Origin of the sequence: Polaribacter sp. 20A6 (genome assembly GCF_011378915.1) — a bacterium.
Lineage (GTDB): Bacteria > Bacteroidota > Bacteroidia > Flavobacteriales > Flavobacteriaceae > Polaribacter > Polaribacter sejongensis.
Map to the genome: position 1 here is coordinate 139,439 of NZ_WTPZ01000004.1, position 23,264 is coordinate 162,702.

Below are 23,264 nucleotides of genomic sequence, written 5' to 3' on the forward strand. Positions count from 1 at the left end.
TTCTATTTTTTAGTTTTAGTTTTAATTATTTTTAAATCGTTACAAGCTGATATATACTGCGCTGCAGACCAAGCTTGATAGGCTTTCCCCATTGGTTTCCCTGTAGTTCCATGTGCCCACTCTGTAAACTCCCACTCTTCATTAATTCCTTCTTTATTGATTAAAGCTAGTTTGTGTAATTCTTCTATTGCGATGTCTTTAAACCCTAACTTATTGACGAATTTCACCCAGAATCCCCCCACAAAAGGCCAAATACCTCCGTTATGATAATGGTTGGGCAAATTCAGAAGATTTACCGTGTAATAAGGTTTCCAATCTGGATCTCCAGGACTTACTACTGGGTATACATTTGCAACCGGAAAAGGATCATTAACTCCAACCCCCAACATAAACTTAAAAGTTTGATGCGCTTTTTCAGCATCTATAGTTCCGTGTAAAAAGGCTAAAATATTTCCAAGGGTATCGCAACGCCAGCTAAAATCGAAAGGTGTTGTTTGTGCTATTAAATAAGAAGTATCTCCTAAAGTAAATTGTTTTTCTGCAAATGAAACAGATTGAAATAATTTTTGCTTTGTAGAAGGCCAAAAGTTTTGTACAATCTCTTTTTTAATTACCTGAGACCATCTAATATACTCTCCTGCATCTTCATGATTTCCTAACATTTCTAACATTCGTCCGAAACAAACATTAGATCTATACCATAGAATTTCATCGTATAAAATGTTATAACTTCTACCAAATAAATCTGTCCAATCTCCTGCTTCTGGAATTTCTAAAAGTGCATCATTATTACTATCATGTGCCCCTAACCATCGCATGGTTTCTTTTATATCTCCAATATATTTTCTTAAAAACTTAATATCTTTGGTAACATTTACATATTCGTAAAAAGCAATTACTACCCAAATTCCACTATCAATAGAACAAATTCCACCCACTCCAGAATAATCTGGCTCTTGGTCTTTTAACCGAACATTTGCAGGTATTTGTCCGTTTCTAGAAATATGCTCTATCAAAGTAACCAATGTTTGTCTTTGGCAAGTATGAATTTCTTCATCATCAATTAAAGACAACGAACCAATTACTGTAATTGCACCATCTCTAGCCCAAACACTATGATAATTTTCATCTGTACCATTTGGAATATTATCCTTTATAGAACATGCTGAAAAGCCAAGTGGTGTAATATTTTTCTTTAAAGCTTCAATTGCTTTTACGTATCCTTCTTTAATTAAAGCAACTTTTTCATCGGTATCTTCTTGCGCAATATTTTCTTTCTCTTTTTTGATAAAAAAATCATCAGAATGATCAATTTTTGTATCATCAAGTGCTTCTTTTGGTAATATTTCATAGAAAATTAAACCCTCTATAATACCATCTCCTTTTTCTTTTTCTGTATGATAAACTTTTTTATGTTTTGTATACAGATACAATTCATCATGTGCATTTGCAACCACTATTCCAGACACATCTTTTAAATCGAACATTGCGGAATCATTCCCACTATCTCCAGCAACTAAAACCTGATCAGATTTAAATTTTAATCTTCTTAACAGCCAACGCAAAGCATTTCCTTTATTTGCCCATTTAGGCAAAACATCTAAAAACTTATTGCCAGAATACACAATATTCACATCCATATCTGCATCTGCAAAATCTTGCTCTATACTTTCAATAAGATCGTTACTCGCATCATGAAAGAAATAACTTCTTTTATAAGAATGTTGAAATTTTGTTGGTTGATCACTAATAGGGTGTTTGATTTTTTGAATGATATTTTCTACAGATTCCAAATTCCACCCATCATCTAAAACATCATTAAATTCTTTTTCTACAGCACCTTTTTTAAAATTATAAATATGTGTACCTACTCCAGAAATAATATAATCTGGCTCTGGAAGCACCTCTTTATCTATTAAATCTAAGACGTCATCTATTAATCTACCGGTATTATATGTTAAAAGCACATCGTTCTGATCATGATACTTTTCCCATATTTTTTTAAAGTTACTTTTATAGGTATGAAAGTCAATTAAAGTATTATCAATATCAAAGGACAATAATTTTATTTTATTTTCATTTTTTAAGCTTTTTACAGTCATTTCATTGTGTTTTTATGAGAGAATCATTAATAACACTGAATTTAATTAAAAATTTAAGGACAACCAAAACTTGAGCTATCTATCGTTATTTGTTCCGCCATTTTTATGATTGTGATAATTATGGCTATCAAAAAATACTAAATAGAGAATGATAAAAATTATTTTCTTATTTTACCTACCTGTGTAAACAACACTCTTTAATTATAAATTTCAATTACTACTAATTGGATAAAAAAGAAACAAGTTGCTCCTAGTGTTCTAAATTATGAATGAAATTGAAGAATTTTACTTTAAAAATGATATTGAATGGCGCATTTGGTTGTCTAAAAACCATACTTTATCAACAGGTATTTATCTTATTTTTTATAAAGTAGAAAATGAAGAGGAATCTATGCGTTGGGAAGAAGCTGTAAAAGTTGCTTTGTGTTTTGGTTGGATAGATGCCACTGTAAAAAGTTTAGGAGATGGAAAACGCAGACAATATTTCTGTCCAAGGAAACAGAAAAGTGTTTGGAGTGCCGTAAATAAAAATTATATTAAAAATTTAATTGCTGATAATTTAATGCACCAAAGTGGATTAGATATTATAGAAATTGCAAAACTAAATGGTTCTTGGACTACTTTAGATGCCGTAGAAAAGGGAATTATCCCAAAGGATCTACAAATTGCTTTTGATAAAAATGAAATAGCTTTTACCAATTTTAGAAATTTTGCTCCTAGTTATAGAAAGCAGTATTTATATTGGATACATCAAGCAAAGAGAGAAGCCACCAAGCAAAAAAGAATTACAGAAATTATTCAATTATGTGAAGCTAATAAAAAAGCTAGAGGAAATAGGTAGTTTTGGTCTTCGACAAGCTCAGACTGACATCTGTATGCTGAATTGAATATTGCCAATACTTTATATTCTTCATCTAAAGAAAGCAATTAAACCTAAGAATGTCAAATTGAGCTTGTCGAAGTTTTTTTGAGTACAAAATTAAAATTCATATGAAAAAAAAGAAGCCTTATGTGATTTCTCCTTAAGGTCGAAATGACAAAACTGTGTGAAACCAATACAGATTGTATTTTGAACTGTTTTTTAGGAATACATTAATTCTTCATCTAAAAAACTAATTAAAACAAAGAATGTCAAACTGAGCTTGTCGGAGTTCTTTTTAAAAAGTTCCCACAAGCTCAATTTGACATTCATATCTAAAGTGTATTTAAAGCTTACAGTCCGCTTATAAAGTTTCCATAAGGATCTTTAAACTGAGTACCTTCTGCAAAACGATATTTGCTTAGTTTTTTAAACTCTACCAATGCCCAAAGAATAAACTCTTTTACAAAATACGCATCTACTTCATTCATATTTGGTTGGTGTTTTTTAAGAAAAGCATCTAAAGGCTTTACTTTGTCTAATTCTGCTTTGTATTGCGCTTCTGTATGTTCATCTAACAATTCGAAATCTTCATCAGCATTAAAAAACCACGAAATAATATCGTCATACGGAGATTCTTCATCTTGTTTTTCTAACTTTTTTATCTCCGGAAAATAACTTGGAAACAACGTTTTAATCGCATCCTTAATTAAGGTCTCTGCCACTACTTGTGCTCCTTCTTGCTCTCCTTCATAAACCAACTCTACTTTTCCTGTAATAGCAGGAATGATTCCGTCAAAATCATTTAAGCGAATCATTGTTTTTTCATCACCAGAAAGCAACGCTCTTCTTTCTGCTGTACTTAATAAATTCTCGAATGCAGAAATACTTAAACGTGCACTTACACCACTTTTGGCATCGATAAACTCACTTTCTCTAGCTTCAAAAACAATTTGCTCTAACAAGTCTTTTGCCAATTCTGGTACTGCTATAAAATCTTTTTGAGAACCTACGTTATTTGCTTCTTGCTGTGTAATTGTTTTGGCAGTTTCAATATCTTCTGGATAATGCGTCAAAATTTGCGAACCAATTCTATCTTTTAAAGGTGTAACAATACTTCCTCTATTAGTGTAGTCTTCTGGATTTGCTGTAAACACAAACTGCATATCTAAAGGCAAACGTAATTTAAAACCTCTAATTTGAATATCGCCTTCTTGTAAAATATTAAAAAGTGCCACCTGAATTCTAGCTTGTAAATCTGGTAATTCATTAATTACAAAAATACACCTGTTTGCACGCGGAATCATTCCGTAGTGAATTACTCTATCATCTGCATAACTCAATTTTAAGTTGGCTGCTTTTATAGGATCTACATCACCAATAATATCTGCAACAGTTACATCTGGAGTTGCTAATTTCTCTGCAAAACGCTCACTTCTATGCAACCAATAAATAGCTGTATCATCTCCTTTTTCTTTAATCAGCTCAATAGCAAATCTAGAAATTGGCTGTAAAGGATCGTCGTTAATCTCAGAACCAGCAACAACCGGAATGTATTCATCCAATAAATCGACCATCAATCTAGCCAGACGTGTTTTTGCTTGTCCTCTTAATCCTAATAAATTAATGTTATGCTTACTTAAAATAGCTCTTTCTAATTCCGGAATTACAGTATTCTCATATCCATGAACTCCTTTAAAAGCAGTTTCTTTATTTTTTATTTTTACAATCAGATTTTCTCTTAACTCATCTTTAATTGATTTAGATTTATATCCTGATGCTTTTAATTCTCCTAATGAATTTATCGTATTTATGCTCATATATATTTTTCTTTGAAACAAACTTTGCAACTTTGTCACTTATTTTTATCCTCTAATTCTCTTTTTTCTATTGGTTTCATAATCTTCAAAAATCATTTCTCCCAAGCCTTTTAAACCTGTATAAAATGCTTTTCCTTGATTTGCTTTTGTAAATGCCTTTATAAATTGCATTAAGTACGGATCTTGTGCAATCATAAAAGTAGTAATCGGAATGTGTAATTTTCTAGCTTGTTGTGCCATTCCATAACATTTGTTTACAATGTATCTGTCTAAACCGTTACTGTTCTTATAATATTGTCCGTCTGGCAAACGCAAGCAACTTGGCTTTCCATCGGTAATCATAAAAATTTGTTTGTTAGTATTTCGTTTTCTTCGGAGTAAATCCATCGCTAATTGTAAACCTGCAACCGTATTTGTATGATAAGGTCCTACTTGCAAATAAGGCAAATCTTTAATTTTTATTGCCCAAGCATCATTTCCAAAAACAATAATATCTAAAGTGTCTTTAGGATAACGAGTTGTTATTAATTCTGCCAACGCCATGGCTACTTTCTTAGCAGGAGTAATTCTATCTTCTCCATACAGAATCATAGAATGACTAATATCAATCATTAAAACGGTACTCATTTGACTTTTGTGCATGGTTTCTTCCACAACCAAATCGTTTTCAGTTAAATTGAAATTATCAATTCCGTTATTAATTTGTGCATTTCTGATGCTTTCTGTAACCGAAACTTTATCTAAGGCATCTCCAAACTGATACGCTCTTAAATCTCCGGTATGTTCATCTCCTATTCCTGGAGATTTACTTTTATGATTACCAGCACCACTTCTTTTAATTTTTCCAAAAATATGATTCAACGCTTGCTGACGAATGGCACGTTCAGTTTTCGGAGTAATTTTGGTACCTCCAGTACCATCACCTTTTACCTCTTCTTTTATATAACCTTTCTTCTTTAAATCCTCAATAAAATCATCAATGGTATAATTTTCATCGGTCAATTTATATTCTTTATCTAAAGAACGCAACCAATCTATGGCTTCATCAAAATCCCCAGAAGTATGTGTAATCAATTCCTTAAAAATTTCAAATAATTTTTCGAAAGGAGATTGATGTTCTGCTTCGTAAGTTTTAAAAACAAAACCTTTTCTTTTATTATTATTTTTCATCACTATAAAAGTACAGTTTTATACGGATGAAAAATAAACATTAACATTGCTTTATTATATGTATGCATAAATTTGTTTTATAATATTTTAAAAACATTAAACAAAAAAATAATTATATTTACATTATGGCAAAAATAATTATAACAGGTGGTACAGGTTTAGTCGGCAAAAGATTATCAAAATTACTAATTGATAAAAATCATGAAGTTGTAATTTTAAGTAGAAGTCCCAGAAATGAAAAAGAATTTAAATGGGATATCTCTTCTAATTATGTTGATGAAAAAGCGCTTGTAAACTCAGATTATATCATTCATTTAGCCGGAGCAGGAATTGCAGACAAACGTTGGACAGAAGAAAGAAAACAGATAATAATTGATAGTAGAGTGAAAACTGCAAATTTACTTTTTGATAAAATAACCGAATTAAAAATCGAATTAAAAGGTTTTATTTCTGCATCTGGAGTTGGTTATTACGGAGCAATCACAAATGATAAGATATACGAGGAAAGCGATAAAGCAGGTACTGATTTTTTAGGTGATGTTTGCCTAAAGTGGGAAAACGCCGCACAGCAATTTTCAACAAAAAACATTCCGGTAACAATCTTAAGAACTGGTGTTGTTTTAACAGATAAAGGTGGTGCATTAGATAAGATGAAAACACCTATTATAACTCCTTTAGGTTCTGGAAAACAATTTTTGCCTTGGATTCATTTAGATGATTTATGTGCCATCTACGTTAAGGCAGTTGAAGATAATATAGAAGGTGTTTTTAATGCAGTTGCTCCAGAACATCACACTAGTAAAACCTTTACTAAAGAGTTAGCTAAAAGCATAAAAAGACCTTATATAGGAATTGGAGTTCCAGGTTTCCTTTTGAAACTTGTATTTGGCGATATGGCAAAAATATTACTAGAAGGAAGTAAAGTTTCGGCAAAAAAAATCGAAAAGAACGGATATTCTTTTCGATTTGAAACACTTAAAAAAGCGTTGAATAATTTATAATGCTTCTTAGAAAGTAGACGTGATATTTAAAGCCACATCACTCCATGTTTTAGAAACTCCATCAGCTCCTTTATGCAATTCTAAACAAGCTGTATTTAATGACGCTAAAGCCTCAGATGCATTCCATTTAGTGATATCCATAGTAGCCTCCATCTTAAAAACCTTTCCTTCTATTGTATAAGTAAAAGCTACATTCTCTGTAACTCCGTTCATTTTAATTTCTGCAACACCATTGGTATCATCAGTTATTAATAATTTACCAGAAAGTAATTTTGTATTGTCCATCACACCAAAGAAGAATTTTTGAATTTTAAAATCTCTACTCGTGTCTTTTGTAAAAATACTACTTACAGGAATTGAAAACTCTGTATTATTAATAGCTTCTTTAATAGAACTTCCTTCTCCTCCAGAAATTATGTCAACTTTATTAAACTGACCTCCTACAGGTACTTTCTCTGTAGTCTTATAAGCTACAAAGTTTATTTCATTTTTTGCTTCCTCTAAAGAAAAAGCTACTGCACTTGTTTTAGTTTTAATTGTATCTTCTTTTTTCTCATCAGATTTTTTATCTGATTTACAAGATGAAAAATTAAATGCTACAATCATTAATAATGATAAAACTACGACTCTTTTCATAATGTTATTGTTTAGTATTTAAAACTGTTTTTGCTAAATTAATGTATTCTTGTTTTGCTACGTCAGATTTCATGCCGTTTAATTGCATCCATGCATTTAACTTAAAAGCACTTCTAACGTTATGCTCATCATTAAAAGAAAACTTATTTCCAAAATTTGCTTGCTTGTTATAAGCATAAAATTTTAGCATAATGTCTGGAGCAATCGATTCTTCTAGCATAGAAATCCTATAGAAAGCTTCGTTAAACTCTTTATCTAAATCAGATTCCATATGTGTTATTTTTCTGCAATTATCTGAACCCCACCTTTTACTGTGTCATTTAAAGATACATTTAGCTTTGTACCTAATGGAAGAAAAAGGTCTACTCTAGAACCAAATTTTATAAAACCTGCATCTGCTCCTTGTACTGCTGTATCGCCAACCTTTGCATAATTGACAATTCTTTTTGCCAAAGCTCCAGCAATTTGTCTATATAAAACATCACCAAAAGCTGCATTATTAACTACTACCGTAGTTCTTTCGTTTTCTGTAGATGCTTTCGGGTGCCATGCAACCAAGTATTTACCTGGATGATATTTACTATATTTTACAACTCCACTCATGGCATATCTAGTAACGTGTACGTTAATAGGAGACATAAAAATAGACACTTGTAATCTTTTTCCTTTAAAGTATTCTGGTTCTTCTACTTCTTCTATAACAACTACTTTACCATCTACCGGTGCAACTATAATGTTATCATTTAAAGCAGCAGCTCTTTTAGGGTTTCTAAAAAATTGTAGCACAATTACTAAAAAAGCAAGTAATATAACTTGAATTACTTTAACAAGCCAAGGTATATTAATTAAATTATCGGCTAGTAATACACCTACAATTGTTATTATAAAGGTAATAACAATTATTTTATACCCTTCTTTGTGAAAACGAATCATACTTAAATTATAAAATTAATATACAAATATACAAATGGTGCTGCAAATAACAAGCTATCCAATCTATCTAAAATACCACCATGCCCAGGCATAATAGTACCACTATCTTTAATATTGGCTTGTCTTTTAAATTTAGATTCTACTAAATCTCCAATCGTACCAATTACACTAACAATAACAGCTATAACTAACCAATTAACTACTGTAAAATCAGTATTAAATTTACTAATTATAAAGGCCGCTATTAGAGCAAAAACCAAACCTCCTAAAAAACCTTCTTGTGTCTTTTTTGGTGAAACCGAAATAAACAATTTTCTTTTTCCAAAATTTTTACCCACTAAAAAAGCAAAACTATCATTTACCCAAATCATAATTAGAATAGAAATTATTAAATGAGGGTTATAACCATCTTTACAAATAGGTAAAAGAATTAAAAAAATCATAGAAAAAACAGGATACCTAATCAGTAAACCAGATTTAGATCTATCATTAGAAAATGAGATTTCTTTTTTAGTAAATAAGTAATAGATTAAAGATAAGGAGGAAATAATGGTAATTCCTAAAATAATAATTACGGCATAACTTTCTGGTCTTTTTAACATTAAGAACAATGTAAAACAAAAGAAAATATACCCAATTAGTCCTTTAAAATTGATCAGTTTAGAAAACTCCCAAACGCACAACAATCCAAAAATAGTTGTTAGAACCACATACGATTCTTTAGAAAAAAGAATCGCTGATATAAAAATTAAAACGTAAATTATGCCTGAAAGACTCCTTTTTAAAAGGTTACTCATATTATAAATCTTCTAATAGCAGCAAATATAAGTTTTTTGAGTTACTGTTTCCGTAGTTTAAGAAATTATCATCATTTTTATGAATGTTATAATTTTTTATGGCAGAAATGTTGGTTGGTAAATCATTCTTATGATGAATTTTAATACCCGTTAAGCCTTGTCCCATGTCTTTAACCAACTGACTCGTAGTTGCATAAACTATAAAGTTTTGAGGCATTTCTGACAACTTAATACTTTTTAATTGCTTCGATGAAAATAAAATATCTCCATTATCTGCAATCAAATGCTCACAATTCAAGAAAACAGGAAAATTTGAATTGAAATTTCTATTCATTGCCACCTCATGTCTGTTTAAAAAGGCAGATAACTTGTCATCTAAAAGTGTTAATTGATTCCAATTATTCTCTTTTAAAATGCTCTTTAAATTCTCTACAACTTCACTTTCTTTTAAACAATATAAAAACTTACCTCCTTTTTCAAGGAAATTATGTACAAAAAGATCATCCAAAGAAAGATCTACTTCTTGTCTTTGGATGTCATTTTCTTCTTTATTGGGTATCTTGAATAGCTTTTTAAAAAAATTCATTTATTATTCTTCAGTTTTTAATTCTACTGGAGGAATGTCTTTTTTCTCATCAACGATTTCTACTTCAAGAGGTTCTTCAAAAGGTCTTTTACCGAATATCTTTTCTAAATCGTCTTTAAAAATAACTTCTTTTTCCAATAATAATTCTGCAAGAGTCGTTAATTTATCTTTGTTTTCTTGTAAAATTTCGATTGCTCTTAAATATTGAGCTTCAATAATTTTAGAAATTTCTTGATCTATTGTTTTACCAGTCTCTTCACTATAAGGTTTAACAAAACCATCGTTTCCAGAAGAATCATAATAGGTAACATTACCAACTGCTTCATTTAAACCATAAACAGTTACCATTGCTTTTGCTTGCTTAGTCACTTTTTCTAAATCACTTAAAGCCCCTGTAGATATTTTATCAAACATTACTTTTTCTGCGGCTCTACCTCCCATGGTAGCACACATTTCATCTAACATCTGCTCTGTCTGTACAATCATTCTTTCTGCTGGCAAATACCAAGCAGCTCCTAAAGATTGTCCTCTTGGTACAATAGTAACTTTTACCAATGGTGCAGCATGCTCTAACATCCAACTAATAGTTGCGTGACCTGCTTCATGAAAAGCAATTACTTTTTTCTCTTTAGGTGTAATTACTTTATTTTTCTTTTCTAAACCACCAACAATTCTATCTACAGCATCTAAGAAATCTTGATGATGAATTGCTTTTTTACCATTTCTGGCAGCAATTAATGCAGATTCGTTACACATATTAGCAATATCTGCCCCAGAAAAACCAGGAGTTTGTTGTGCTAAGAAATCTATCTTAACATCTTCCGCTAATTTTAAAGGTTTTATATGTACTTCAAAAATTTCTTTTCTTTCGTTGATGTTTGGTAAATCTACATAGATCTGTCTATCAAAACGACCAGCACGCATTAACGCACTATCTAAAACATCTGCTCTGTTTGTTGCTGCTAATACAATAACATTTACATCTGTACCAAAACCATCCATTTCTGTTAATAATTGATTCAACGTGTTTTCACGCTCATCATTACCACCAGTCATACTATTTTTTCCACGAGCTCTACCAATAGCGTCTATCTCATCAATAAAAATAATAGAAGGAGATTTCTCTGCAGCTTTTTTAAATAAATCTCTTACACGAGAAGCACCTACACCTACAAACATTTCAACAAAATCTGAACCAGATAATGAGAAAAAAGGAACATCTGCTTCACCTGCAACTGCTTTGGCTAATAATGTTTTTCCTGTTCCAGGAGGTCCTACTAATAAAGCTCCTTTTGGAATTTTACCTCCTAAAGAAGTATATTTCTCAGGGTTCTTTAAGAAGTCTACAATTTCTTGTACTTCTTCTTTAGCACCTTCTAATCCGGCAACATTTTCGAACGTAGTTTTAACCTTTGTGTCTTTGTCAAATAACTTTGCTTTAGACTTACCAATGCTAAAGATTTGACCTCCACCACCAGATCCAGCACCACCACCAGACATTCTTTTCATAAAAAATAACCAAACAGCAATTAATATTATAAAAGGTAAGAAACCTAAAATAGTATCAAAAATACTTGTTTTGTTTTCATTTTTTATATCAAAGTCTAACTCGTTCGCTTGTCTCGCTTTTTCAATATTATTTTCGAAATTTTGTAAATCCCCGAAATTATAGTCATAAAAAGAAGAGCCTTGTGTATAAAAAGCAGAGTTTATAATCTTACTATAACGCTCTTTTTTTTGTGCTTCTTCTTTAATATAAATCTGAGCTAAATTATTATTTAAAACAACAATTCTAGAAATATCATTGTCTTTTAAAATGTCATTAAACTCATTTTTAGAAATACTTTTAGTAGCTAAATCTCCACTACTAAAAAACTGGAATGCCATTATTACTACAAATATTGCACCATATATCCAATACGCGTTAAACTTAAATTTAGGCATATTAGAATTACTATCTTTTTTTGAATCACTCATTTATTTAAAAAATAAAAAGATTAAACTGATTTTATCTCTGTAATTTTTGCATCACCCCAAAGACTTTCAATATCATAATAGTCACGAACTTGTTTTTGAAAAATGTGCACCACTACGTTTACATAATCCATTAAAACCCATTCAGAATTTGTTTGACCTTCTATATGCCAAGGTTTGTCTTTAAGTTCTTTGCTTACTATTTTTTGAATAGAACCAGAAATTGCATTTACTTGTGTATTTGAGTTCCCCGAGCAGATTATAAAATAATCGCATACAGTATTCTCTATATCTCGTAAGTCTAATAATTGAATATTTTCTCCTTTTACCTCATCAATCCCTTTAATAATTAAAGCAATTAAATCATCTGTACTTACTTTTTTATTTGTCATTAACTTTTTTCTATATTTAACGCAAAGTTATTATTTTTTTGCGAGTATTTTGTGTATTATTACAGTAGTTTACACTTTATTTAACACTTGAAAACAATCAAACTTAGTGCCACCGATTCTACGAATTCTTTTTTAAAGGATTTAGCTCAAAATTCTACCCTAGAGAATTTTACAACTGTTGTTACTCAAAACCAAATAAAAGGGAGAGGTCAGCAACAAAACAAGTGGGTATCCGAACCTCACAAAAACCTTACATTCAGTATCTTTATTAGCTTTACCGATTTAAAGGTAGTTCAAAAAAAATATTTAAACTTTGCAATCTCATTAGCTATTTATGATGTTTTATTTGCTAATAATTTACCAAAGCCGTCTATAAAATGGCCTAACGACATTCTGTCAGCAAACAAGAAAATTTGTGGCATTTTAATAGAAAACACGTTTTCTGGCGACCGTATTAAAAATTCTTTTGTAGGAATTGGGATAAATATAAATCAAGAAACTTTTCCAGCATACTTAAACAACGCTACTTCTTTAAAATTAGAAACCGGTCTAGAATATGATTTAGATCTTTTACTAAAAGCTATTTTAGACGAAATTAAAAAAAATATAAAACGCTTAACTTCTCAAAATTTCAACCTTTTAGAAGAAAAATATTTAGACGTATTGTATAAAAAAAATATCCCTACTATGTTTAAAAATAGTAAGGATGAGATTTTTATGGGAATGATTTCTGGAATTTCAGATTTCGGAAAGCTACAAGTTCAATTAGAAGACGATGTCATCAAAGAATTTGGATTGAAAGAAATTTCTTTCCTTTAAAGTTTCCCTATATTTTCTGTAAGTGTATCTACAAATTTTGTCAATGGTTTTTTAATCATCATTGCCATCATTGCATTAAATTCTCCATCGAATTTTAAGCTTACTTCTGTTTTGTTTTCTTCAATCTCATTAAGATCTGCAGCTAAAGTAAAAGGTAATTTACTACTTGCAGCACCTAATGTAATATTAGTAAACGGTGTTTTTTCTTTTAAAACGAGTCTAATCTCTGGCATACCAGGTAAACCGAATATAAAAGATTCACCATCAACTTCAAATTTTTGAATATTTTCTGGCATTAATTGCTCAAAGTTCTTTAAATCTGAAAAAAAGGCAAACAATTCTTCAGCAGATTTGTCAATAGTAACTGTATTTCCGTTTATATTCATTTTTTAAATTTTACTGTTTCCACTCACTAGGGTTCTTTCTCCAATCATTTAATGTAGCCAACTCTTTATCTGTAATATAATTACTATCTAAAGCTTGTTCTAACAAGTTTTCGTAATTACTTAAAGTAGTTAAACCTACATTTTTTTCTTCAAAATTCTTCTTTGCAATATCAAATCCATAAGAAAAAATAGCAACCATACCTTTTACAACACCACCCGCTTCTTTTAAAGCTTCTACTGCATTTAAGCTACTATTACCTGTACTTATTAAATCTTCAATTACAACAACATTTTGTCCGCTTTCTAAATGCCCTTCAATTTGGTTCTTTCTACCATGCTTTTTTGGCTCTGGCCTAACATAAATAAAAGGAACACCTAATTGTTGCGCTACTAAAACCCCAATAGCAATTGCACCTGTAGCAACACCAGCAATTACGTCTGGCTTACCATATTCTAATTCTACAAGTTTTGATATTTCTTCTTTAAGAAAAACACGAACTGGAGGATAAGATAAAGTAACTCTATTATCACAATATATTGGAGACTTCCAACCTGATGCCCAGTTAAAAGGGTCATTTGGGCTTAACTTTATTGCTTTTATTTGCAATAAAAGTTCAGCTGTTTTTTTTGCCGTATCTTTGTTTAAAATCATATCGCAAATGTATAAAGTTTTTGTAAATGATACGCCAATAATTTTCACTTCTTGTTCACAAAAAGAAAATATTTTTCCTGTTTACAATTTTAAGAATATTGTTTTTGATGAAATTATTCAGAAATTAAAAAACAAGGAACTTAAAGGGGTTGTTTTGTACTCTACTGACATAGAGAATGATTGGAAATCTTTTTTATCTAACATGAAGCTAATTCCCGCCTCTGGCGGATTAGTACTAAACCCCAAAAAAGAAGTTTTATTTATTTTTAGAAACGGTGTTTGGGATTTACCAAAAGGATGGATTGAAAAAGGAGAAACCATAGAAACGGCTGCAATTAGGGAAGTAGAAGAAGAATGCGGCATTTCTAACCTACAACTTATCAAGCCATTAATTACTACCTATCATATTTATTTTCATAAAGGAATTAAATTAAAACAGACTTATTGGTTTTTAATGACTTCTAATTATTCAGAAAAACTAACACCTCAACTAGAAGAAGGCATTACCGAAGTTGTTTTTAAAAATAAAACAGCTGTTGAGGCTGCGCTAGAAAATACGTATGCAAATATTCAATTAGTGTATAACACCTATCTAGAAAATTCTAATTAGTAAAGTTCTAAGAATTAATATTCGTTTTTATAATTTTTTCTCTTTACTCCGTTAAGTATTTCATTTTTAATTAGTTCTTATTCACGAATTCATTGCGTAGTTATCTGATAAATACATTTATATGAATTAACAATACTCATAAGAAAGGTCGTTTTTTAAAAAAACCGTCTATCTTTGCCGACTTTAAAAATTAACCAAATTATGACTGAATTTATTAGAAAAATATTACCAAACGCAAAAGATGATGTACTTGCAGGAATAACCGTTTCCTTAGCAATGATACCAGAAGTTGTAGCTTTTGCCTTTGTAGCACAAATAAGTCCTATTGTGGCATTGTTTGGTGCTTTTGTAGTAGGAATTATTTCAGCTAGTTTTGGTGGAAGACCAGGTTTAATCTCTGGAGCAGCAGGTGCTGTAGCTGTTATTTTTGTTCATATGATACAAGAAGGACATGCAAAAGGTTTGTTATTTGACAATCCTGTAGAAAATATGGGCTATTTTTATCTTTTAGCCGCCGTAGTACTAATGGGTGTGATACAAGTTTTTGCTGGCCTCTTTAAGTTAGGAAAATTTGTACGTCTAATTCCGCATCCAGTAATGATGGGGTTTGTAAACGGATTGGCCATTGTTATTTTTATGGCGCAATTAGGAATGTTTAAAGAAAACAAAAAAGATTTCTACGGACAAAATATGCGTAAAACCGAATCTAAAGAATTGGTTTACAATGTATCTAACAACCAAGTAAAAGATTTAGTTTCTAATACGGTAATATTTACTATTGATGATAATATCGTTAAAAATAGTACTACAAACGAAGAGTTATTTTTAATTTCTGAAGGTCAGGTTTTTGATCTTAACACTAAAAAAGTAGTATTTAATGTTTCTGACAAAGGCTTTTATTCTGTAAAAGATTCTGGAGTTGTAAAATATAGCATGCAAGGCAACACCTTATATGTAATGATTGGCTTGGTATTATTAACCATGTTAATCGTTTGGGGTTTACCTAAAATTACAACAAAAATTCCGGCTGCATTAACAGCTATTTTAATTGTTACTTTAATCTCTATTTTTACCGGATTAAATTCTATTAATGTTGGAGATTTTATTAGAGACGGTGGTGGTGCTGGTTTAAACGGAATTGCAGAACTTTCTAAAAACTTAAATGTTTTAGAATTATGGAGCAACCTACCTTTTAATTTAGATACTTTAAAATTTATTGCTCCGTATGCATTTTTAGCAGCATCGGTTGGTTTAATAGAAACCTTAATGACGATGAACCTAGTTGATGAGTTAACCGAAACTAGAGGAAACGGAAATCAAGAATGTATTGCGCAAGGTGCAGGAAACATTGTAAGTGGTGCTTTTGGTGGTACTGGTGGATGTGGTATGATTGGACAAACAGTTATAAACATTAATGCTGGCGGACGTGGACGTTTATCTGGAATCATGATGGCTTTAACTCTATTGACTTTTATTTTATTTGCTGATAAATATATTGAGCAAGTACCAATTGCTGCACTTGTTGGGGTTATGTTTATGATGGTTATAGAAACATTTGCTTGGTCTAGTTTTAGAATTTTAAAGAAAATACCAATGTCTGATGCTGCTGTATTAATCATAGTATCTGCAGTTACTGTTTTCTTTGATTTGGCCATTGCAGTATTTGTTGGGGTTATTATTTCTGCTTTGTCTTTTGCTTGGACAAGTGCTAAGAAAATTAGAGCTAGAAAACGCTTTAAAGAAGACGGAACAAAAATTTATGAAATTTGGGGACCACTTTTCTTCGGAAGTATTACGGAGTTTAACGGGAAATTTGATATAAAAAATGACCCAGATGTTGTAGAAATAGATTTTGTAGAAGCACGTGTTACAGATCATTCTGCCATAGAAGCAATTTTTAATTTGGTAGAAAAATACCAAGCAGCTGGTAAAAAAGTAACTTTAAAACATTTAAGTGAAGATTGTAAACTATTATTATACAAATCTAGCCCTGTTTTTTCTGAGGTTATTTTAGAAGATATTGATGATCCTCGTTACCATTTAGCAGCAAATCCAGAAGATTTTCCTAAACCGTTGGGGGAATATAAGTTTTAGAGAATGTATTTATAGATAATTAAAAAAGCTCAACTTTTAAAAGTTGAGCTTTTTTAATTATCTGAAATTTCATTTAATTTTGTATTCATTAAGTCAGGTAAAGAAACTGTTATAGGTTTAGGTGAGTTCCTAAAATTAGAAAAGTTTTTAAGTTTCTTTAAATCAAATTTTGCATATTTAAATTGTGCTGATACGTTTTCTTCAATTCCAAACATTAAATATGCTTCACCGCTTGGTTTCGTTGGATATTCTTTTTCAATTAAATCTTTAGCGGAATAGATAAAAATCCCTTTTTCGTCTAGTTTAAAAATTCTTGATGTTATTATTTCGTTTGGACCATGTAAAAGCAGATACTGTGCTTTTACTTCTTTTAATCCAATTGGTAAAGAACCTTTGCCAAAACCTGTTCTAAAATTGTATTTATTATTTAATATCCAATCTAATTGCTCTTTACTCTTATAATAACCTACTAATACATAAGTTTCATCTGGTATTAACTTTTTCTGCTTCTCAGAGTCTAAATATTCTGGAATTGGTTCTGAAATTTTGTTCGGTGTGTTATTTTTATGGATGTTATAGCTTTTATGCGTGATATTTTCACGTTGTGAGGCAGTATTCAAAAAGTGATTTAATACTTCTTTGATGAAATTTTCTAAGTAAATAGTTTCGTTTTCACTTTCTGATGGTTTTATAGGGAAAGCTCCCAAACCAGGTAATACTTCATGAAAACCACGAAGTGGTTTATTTGTTTCTCCTGGGTATAAAACATAAGCACCACTAGTTCTTCTTATAGCATCTTTATAAGCATGCATTTTTAATAAATCTACATTTTTATAGATTCCTTTTAAGTTATCTTTTTTTTCTGTAGATAAATCTTTTTCACTTTCACCTTGACCTAAAATCTGATTTATGTTTGCGATCTTATATTTTGCATCAAAATGGATATGTACAATTTGGTCTTTGGCTTCAGCTTCAGTTTCTTTTAGTTTGGTTGGCCAAATAGATAATGTATAGTCAGGTCTTAATGTTGTTGTCCAACTACCTGTTTTAGAAATATCTTGCGTTCCTCCAATAAAACTTCTGTTATAATTAAATCGAATATTTAAATGTCTATTTCCCTTGGTGTAAGTTCCTTTTAAAGCAGTTATTTTTCCTTGCTTAAGCTGTAAACTTAAATTGTCTTTAGATGGAACAATTAACTTTTCTAATTCCTTTGGTTCAATCTCAAAAACTTCTTTTAAAACATCTAATAGTTTAAAAAACAACCAATATTCATATAAAGTAGCAATATCTTTTTTTCCTCCGCTATAGACTTCGTCTCCGCCATTCCAAATTAGTTGAGCTGCTAAATCATATTTTAACCAGACTTTTAAAATTTCTCGATAGCCTTCTTTCTTTTGTAAAGTAGGACTATTTAATTTTAAAGTGGTTGGTCTTGATACGGATTTGAATAAATCTTGTTGTAAATGTGTTTCCAGTTTTTCAGAAACAGTATCTGCTTCGTCTTTTAGTCTTTTTCCTGCATTTGGATGATTAGAAATATCCATGCAAAACTTTAAAAAAGTTTCTAAAGCATGTTTAATGAATCTGTTTTCCGGTGTATCAACACTTTCTAGTTTTCGATAGGATTCGATTTTTGTTGCAACCGATTTTATTCCTTTCTTATATAAAGGATGTGTTTCGTTTAATTTTAACCTGTTATCAGAATTTAATAATAATCTTAGCTCTTTATTTCTAAAACGTTTTATTTTTCTAACATCTGTTAGTTCAGATTTTTCTGTCCAAGTTGTTGTAGGACTTGTTACAATACGTTGAATAGCGTCTTCAAATTCTTCTGAGTTTATTATAGAACTAATAAAAGCAAAACGCTGATATAAGGTTTTGTTTTTGGTTTCTGGGTCTATTTCAAACGAATGACTAACAGGTGAGTTTGCTTGAATAATTAAATCAGTACATTTTGATGTAATATCATTTAACATGTATTGATAATCCTCTCGATAGCTAGTTTTTTTAGATTGAACCTCTAATTGTAAATCCCATTTTTGGTTAGGGTTTTCAGTATTTAAAATTTGCAAGGTTAACGTGCCTACAAAGATGTTTGGTGCAATTACACCAATATATTCTTTTCGTTTTCTGTTTTTAACAATATTACTTTGGTCGCTACAAAAAAGACGATAATTTTTAGCTTGGGTTTCATTTTTATGAGAAAACTCAAAATCATAGAAACTACCTTCTTTTAATTGATAAGCAGGTTCGTTTGTATATAAGTTGGTTGTGTCTACTTCTATATCGCCTTTCTTTTGTGCGTCGATACATAAGTGTAAACCATCTTCTATAAAAGATAAATCTATTTCTATGGATTGTTTTTTCTCCATCTGTTAAGCTTCTGCATAACTAGCAAAACCATTATCTACTGCGCCTTTATACATCCTTGTAATTTTTTCTAGAGATAAAGGATATAAAACACTTGTGTTTGTTTTAAAGTCAATAGCTTCTCTATTGTTTAAAAAAGCTTTTAATACATCTGTTTTTTCAACAACACAAAACGATGCTAAAGTTTCTAAAATAGGACAAAGTTTACGCCTAGAACCATGTAGTTTTGGTAAAAGCTTTTGCATAATGGCAATGTCTATTTTTGCTTCTTCAAGCATTGTGTTATCCAAAGTAGTTAATTGGTTGTATAATCTGTGTATTTCTATTGCGGTACGATAACCAAATTCTGCTCCCGTTTTTTTCAATTCTTCAAAAAACAGAACTAATTTTTCATTTAGTTTGTCTGTTTTTACTTTTGGGAATTCTTTATTAGAAGCAATCTCTATAAAGTTTTCGCTCATTCCAGCACCTTTACCGTTTAGGTTTGTAAAATAAATTTCGGTTGGAGCATCTAAAAACTTAGAGATATCATCTTTGTTTACTCTAAACTCAATAACATTCGCTCTGTCTAATACTTTTGAACTAAACATATATGTAGTTTCATCTATGTTTACAGTCCCAACTATAAATAAGTTTTTTGGCCAATCTAAATGAGAAGACACAATGCCTTTATTCTCAACATCACTATGAAGTTTTAGTTGGTCTTTAGATTCCATGATACTTAAAAAGTCTGCAAAGTAACGCTCTACATGACTTAAGTTCATCTCATCTAAAATTAAAAAATATGGTTTGGTTTTGTTTTCTTCTTTGTTTGCTTCAATAAGCAGTGTTAAAGCACCATTTTCTGGTAAAATATACTCTTCGTTATTTAATGCGTTAACATAACCTAATAAGGGTTCTCTATTTGTCCAATCTGCTCCAACTGGCACAATGCAATATTGGTTTTTATCCTCAGCAATCCATTGTGCAAAAGCTTGTGCTAATTTTGTTTTACCTGAACCAGATAAACCACTTAGTAAAACAAATGGTTTTGTTGCTATAGATGAAATGTATCTTGTAATTAATTTTGCATCATAATTTAATCCTGCGTCACTGCATGATTCTTCGAATTTAGACATTAAAAAAGGTATTGCCTCCTTTTTCTTGTAACCTATATTTAAATTTTTAAAATTTAAAAACTCCATGTAACTTTTTAATGCAGCTGAATAAAATCCTTTTTGCCAATAACTAGTAGGTTCTTCTTTCTCAAAAATTCCACTTTTATTTTTTTGCTCTTCTAAAATGAAAGAATACAATTTTTCAATTATTGCGACTGATACTATACTATAGATACTTTCTCCTCCTTCAAGCTTATTATTCGCTTTGCTTCTTAAAATATTATCTAATAAATCTAAAGCTCTTATATATGAACTTGCTTTTTGACTTCCTTTTATATTTGTCCTATTTATAAAATCTATAAATTCATTTTTAATTTCAGAAAGATCATCAGATTTCTTCCCTAACTTACTTGTAATATGACTACTATTCCACTCCCATGCTTTAAATGACAATTCATAAAAAGGGATATCTGTGTTACTTTTAATATTATCTAATAAATCTAAGTACTCTTGATAATTATTAAAATCTATTGATAATCCTAAACTTTTTCTTAAAAATGGTTTAGTCGGACCGTTTATCGGAAAATATTTTTCAGGTTGAATGTAAAATAAAATTTCAGTTAATTTAGTTTTACCTACTCCTTTAAGTTTTAAAATATCCAAGAAATCTTCATTCGTTATTTTATTATCAATAGCTTTTTTAAAAAAACTCCACAATCTTGTTATTTCATTATTTTTTCGGAGATATTTATAAGGGAATAACCATACTTTTTGAGCTTGTGCAGAGGGTATTCCTTTTTCATCATAAGGAACTTTAGCTCCAATTTTTCTGGCTATTTCTTGAAGAAACTTAAGTCTGCGCTCTTCTCCATATTTATATATATAACAATAAAATGTAAATGGGTCAATCTCTTCTAACTTACCTTCAATTGTGTCAACTCCATCCTCTAGTCTATCATTAAAAGGAGTAATACCAACAGACTTTAACAACTCTATTAAATCTAATTGATTATCTTCATTTTCACTTAAATATTTCGTTATTTCATTATGAGTTTCAACCCAACTGTAGTGATTATTCATAGCTTATTTCTAACCAACTAAAATAAAGAAGATTTTTAAATAAACACGTTATTATCTAAGATTTAAACTAACTAAAAAACCATTCAAAACAATAAACTATTCACACTCCACACTCTTAAAACCATCTCCAACATCCCCAGTTCTTAAACTCGGAACAATCTTATAATGCTTCTTTATAAAAGAAATTTGCTTGACATTCACAGCTGGCAAAGGCACAATCCCTACAGTCCAGAAATAGCTTTCTTTTGTTGGCGAATTATAATGAAATCCGTTTTCTATATGTTGCTCAAAGCCTGCACTCATGCTAGAATTCACATTTGGTTGTAAAATGTTTTCAAGCTTTAAAAGGCTTGTTTTTGTATTCGTTTTTTTAATAGTGGTGTAATTACTTAGTTTTAACTCTGTCAAAAAAGGCACCAAACTTAATAACAAACTCACAGCCATAAAAAATACAATTATTTTTTCTTTTCTAAAAAACCAAACACAAATTTGCATGGCAAAAAATAACATATAAAAAAAGAAAAATCGGTATTGAGGAGAGAAAATCCAAGCCAATACAAAGTGTAAAACACCTATTACATACAATATAAAAACTGACTTTTCTTTGCTTTTAAAATACCATAAAAAAGGAAAAGAAATTAAAAGCGACATAAATATCATATTTATAATTCCGTTGAATTTAAACGAGGTTATCCAAGCAATAAACAATTGATAAGTAGAAATATTTGCCAACTCTTGATAATCGAAGGCAGCACTATACGTACCTACTTTAAACAATTGAATAAGTGCTGTTGGTACTTTCCAATCGACATCTAAAACATCTAAAACATCTAAAATTTGTAAAGGATATAACAAGTAACCGGTAAGAATTACATTTTTCATTAAAAACAATCCAACTACAAAAAGGGAGAATACAATTGGTTTCACCAAATTACTTTTCAGTATTTTATAATGCTTTACAAATAAAATTAATGGTAATAAAACCAATACACACGTCGTGATTTTAACAACACATAAAAAAATTGTGAGTAATAGAATAAGAATAAAATTAGAATAATCAATCTTATTAAAATGCTTTATAAAAAGATAAAACAACAACTGGCTGATTAAAAACACCGGTAAATCTGGCGATGGTGCGTTGATGAAAAAAATAATAAAAGGCAAACCAACCAACACACTTCCTATATATAATTGATGTATTTTTTTTGTTGTCTTAAATTGATGCAACTGCTGAAAGCAGAAAAAAGAAAAGATGATTAAAAAGAAACCATTCAAATCGTTAAAATTCGTTTCTAAAAACGGAAAAGTAAATGCTGCTTGTAAAATATGCCAACTAGAAGTTTGCGCAAAAAAGATGTGTAAATTTCCCAATCCTTTTACAAAACCATATTCATTTAACCACTTAATGGTTTGTAGGTAATAACTCTCATTATCAAAAATGGAAGGTGTAACCGAAGACATTGCCAAAGCAATAATAAAAATAAAAAGGAGTCCAAATTTGTAGGTTTTACTAAATGACAACCAACTCTTTTTAAACTGCGTAAACTGGGTTTTAATCTCTTTTCTGAAAAAATAAAGACAGAAAAGAGTTATACTGCTCATTATTCCGTAGAAAATATGATCTAAAGCAAAGAAAAAAGCATACAGCCAACTGAATAATGTAATTGAAAATAGTCCTAAAATATGGTGAATTGTAAAATTTTGAGATTCAATTTTAAATAGTTTTTTCAATAAAAAACCAAAGCTTAAGGAGGAAATAAAAATATAAATCCAATTAATTAAAATTAAAAGCATGTGTTTTTTAAAATTGATTTTAGAGATTACAAGTTACGAATAAAATAATTTTCTGCTTCGTTAAATATCGAATTGTTCTCGACTGCGCT

Annotated in this window: 20 protein-coding genes; 5 read left to right on the forward strand and 15 right to left on the reverse strand. The window is 30.2% G+C overall.

What is annotated here, in order from left to right; all coding sequences use genetic code 11:
* Nucleotides 1-2 precede the first annotated feature (2 nt).
* Nucleotides 3-2,102 (reverse strand): HAD-IIB family hydrolase, encoded by a 2,100-nt coding sequence (locus GQS57_RS10645; RefSeq protein WP_165732838.1) that lies wholly within the window; start codon nucleotides 2,100-2,102, stop codon nucleotides 3-5.
* 265 nt (nucleotides 2,103-2,367) lie between these two features.
* Between GQS57_RS10645 and GQS57_RS10650 the strand changes: the two genes are divergently transcribed.
* Entirely contained in the window at nucleotides 2,368-2,943 is a 576-nt protein-coding gene (locus GQS57_RS10650) for a YdeI family protein (protein ID WP_165732839.1), read from the forward strand.
* 371 nt (nucleotides 2,944-3,314) lie between these two features.
* Here GQS57_RS10650 and GQS57_RS10655 read toward each other — a convergent pair whose 3' ends face one another.
* Nucleotides 3,315-4,781 (reverse strand): magnesium chelatase, encoded by a 1,467-nt coding sequence (locus tag GQS57_RS10655; RefSeq protein WP_165732840.1) that lies wholly within the window; start codon nucleotides 4,779-4,781, stop codon nucleotides 3,315-3,317.
* A 45-nt stretch (nucleotides 4,782-4,826) separates the two neighbouring features.
* Nucleotides 4,827-5,951 (reverse strand): VWA domain-containing protein, encoded by a 1,125-nt coding sequence (locus GQS57_RS10660; protein WP_165732841.1) that lies wholly within the window; start codon nucleotides 5,949-5,951, stop codon nucleotides 4,827-4,829.
* 125 nt (nucleotides 5,952-6,076) lie between these two features.
* Between GQS57_RS10660 and GQS57_RS10665 the strand changes: the two genes are divergently transcribed.
* Nucleotides 6,077-6,952, forward strand: coding sequence for a TIGR01777 family oxidoreductase (locus GQS57_RS10665; protein ID WP_165732842.1), 876 nt, complete (start codon nucleotides 6,077-6,079; stop codon nucleotides 6,950-6,952).
* A 6-nt stretch (nucleotides 6,953-6,958) separates the two neighbouring features.
* Here GQS57_RS10665 and GQS57_RS10670 read toward each other — a convergent pair whose 3' ends face one another.
* From GQS57_RS10670 to rsfS, 7 genes are read right to left on the reverse strand one after another with little or no spacing between them, the layout of a single operon-like run.
* Entirely contained in the window at nucleotides 6,959-7,588 is a 630-nt protein-coding gene (locus GQS57_RS10670; RefSeq protein WP_165732843.1) for a YceI family protein, read from the reverse strand.
* 4 nt (nucleotides 7,589-7,592) lie between these two features.
* A complete protein-coding gene (locus GQS57_RS10675; RefSeq protein WP_165732844.1) occupies nucleotides 7,593-7,859 on the reverse strand; it encodes an acyl-CoA-binding protein in 267 nt (88 codons plus the stop codon).
* 5 nt (nucleotides 7,860-7,864) lie between these two features.
* Nucleotides 7,865-8,521, reverse strand: a complete 657-nt coding sequence (locus tag GQS57_RS10680; RefSeq protein ID WP_165732845.1) for a phosphatidylserine decarboxylase family protein — start codon at nucleotides 8,519-8,521, stop codon at nucleotides 7,865-7,867.
* Nucleotides 8,522-8,523: 2 nt separating this feature from the next.
* Nucleotides 8,524-9,318: a phosphatidate cytidylyltransferase gene (locus tag GQS57_RS10685; protein WP_165732846.1), complete on the reverse strand. Its 795-nt coding sequence runs from the start codon at nucleotides 9,316-9,318 to the stop codon at nucleotides 8,524-8,526.
* A 1-nt stretch (nucleotide 9,319) separates the two neighbouring features.
* Nucleotides 9,320-9,904 (reverse strand): hypothetical protein, encoded by a 585-nt coding sequence (locus GQS57_RS10690; protein ID WP_165732847.1) that lies wholly within the window; start codon nucleotides 9,902-9,904, stop codon nucleotides 9,320-9,322.
* A 3-nt stretch (nucleotides 9,905-9,907) separates the two neighbouring features.
* Complete coding sequence (gene ftsH / locus GQS57_RS10695; protein WP_165732848.1) at nucleotides 9,908-11,881, reverse strand: ATP-dependent zinc metalloprotease FtsH; 1,974 nt, start codon at nucleotides 11,879-11,881, stop codon at nucleotides 9,908-9,910.
* 20 nt (nucleotides 11,882-11,901) lie between these two features.
* The gene (gene rsfS / locus GQS57_RS10700; RefSeq protein ID WP_165732849.1) at nucleotides 11,902-12,270 is read right to left on the reverse strand and encodes a ribosome silencing factor; all 369 of its coding nucleotides are present in this window, start codon (nucleotides 12,268-12,270) and stop codon (nucleotides 11,902-11,904) included.
* 87 nt (nucleotides 12,271-12,357) lie between these two features.
* Between rsfS and GQS57_RS10705 the strand changes: the two genes are divergently transcribed.
* Nucleotides 12,358-13,089: a biotin--[acetyl-CoA-carboxylase] ligase gene (locus tag GQS57_RS10705; protein ID WP_165732850.1), complete on the forward strand. Its 732-nt coding sequence runs from the start codon at nucleotides 12,358-12,360 to the stop codon at nucleotides 13,087-13,089.
* On the opposite strand, the gene GQS57_RS10710 is transcribed toward GQS57_RS10705, so the two are convergent.
* Together GQS57_RS10710 and pyrE are read right to left on the reverse strand one after the other, a co-directional pair.
* Nucleotides 13,086-13,475, reverse strand: coding sequence for an SRPBCC family protein (locus GQS57_RS10710; protein WP_165732851.1), 390 nt, complete (start codon nucleotides 13,473-13,475; stop codon nucleotides 13,086-13,088). The two genes, GQS57_RS10705 and GQS57_RS10710, sit on opposite strands and share 4 nt — an antisense overlap.
* A 10-nt stretch (nucleotides 13,476-13,485) precedes the next feature.
* A complete protein-coding gene (gene pyrE / locus GQS57_RS10715; protein ID WP_165732852.1) occupies nucleotides 13,486-14,127 on the reverse strand; it encodes an orotate phosphoribosyltransferase in 642 nt (213 codons plus the stop codon).
* A gap of 7 nt (nucleotides 14,128-14,134) precedes the next feature.
* Between pyrE and GQS57_RS10720 the strand changes: the two genes are divergently transcribed.
* Nucleotides 14,135-14,737 (forward strand): NUDIX hydrolase, encoded by a 603-nt coding sequence (locus tag GQS57_RS10720; protein ID WP_165732853.1) that lies wholly within the window; start codon nucleotides 14,135-14,137, stop codon nucleotides 14,735-14,737.
* A 201-nt stretch (nucleotides 14,738-14,938) separates the two neighbouring features.
* On the forward strand, nucleotides 14,939-16,831 hold the full coding sequence (locus GQS57_RS10725) for a SulP family inorganic anion transporter (protein ID WP_165732854.1): 1,893 nt from the start codon (nucleotides 14,939-14,941) through the stop codon (nucleotides 16,829-16,831).
* 53 nt (nucleotides 16,832-16,884) lie between these two features.
* Here GQS57_RS10725 and GQS57_RS10730 read toward each other — a convergent pair whose 3' ends face one another.
* The 3 genes from GQS57_RS10730 to GQS57_RS10740 form a co-directional block, all read right to left on the reverse strand.
* Nucleotides 16,885-19,206 (reverse strand): DUF2357 domain-containing protein, encoded by a 2,322-nt coding sequence (locus GQS57_RS10730; protein WP_165732855.1) that lies wholly within the window; start codon nucleotides 19,204-19,206, stop codon nucleotides 16,885-16,887.
* A 3-nt stretch (nucleotides 19,207-19,209) separates the two neighbouring features.
* The gene (locus GQS57_RS10735; RefSeq protein WP_165732856.1) at nucleotides 19,210-21,381 is read right to left on the reverse strand and encodes an McrB family protein; all 2,172 of its coding nucleotides are present in this window, start codon (nucleotides 21,379-21,381) and stop codon (nucleotides 19,210-19,212) included.
* A gap of 96 nt (nucleotides 21,382-21,477) precedes the next feature.
* Complete coding sequence (locus tag GQS57_RS10740; protein WP_165732857.1) at nucleotides 21,478-22,902, reverse strand: hypothetical protein; 1,425 nt, start codon at nucleotides 22,900-22,902, stop codon at nucleotides 21,478-21,480.
* Nucleotides 22,903-23,264: the final 362 nt, after the last annotated feature.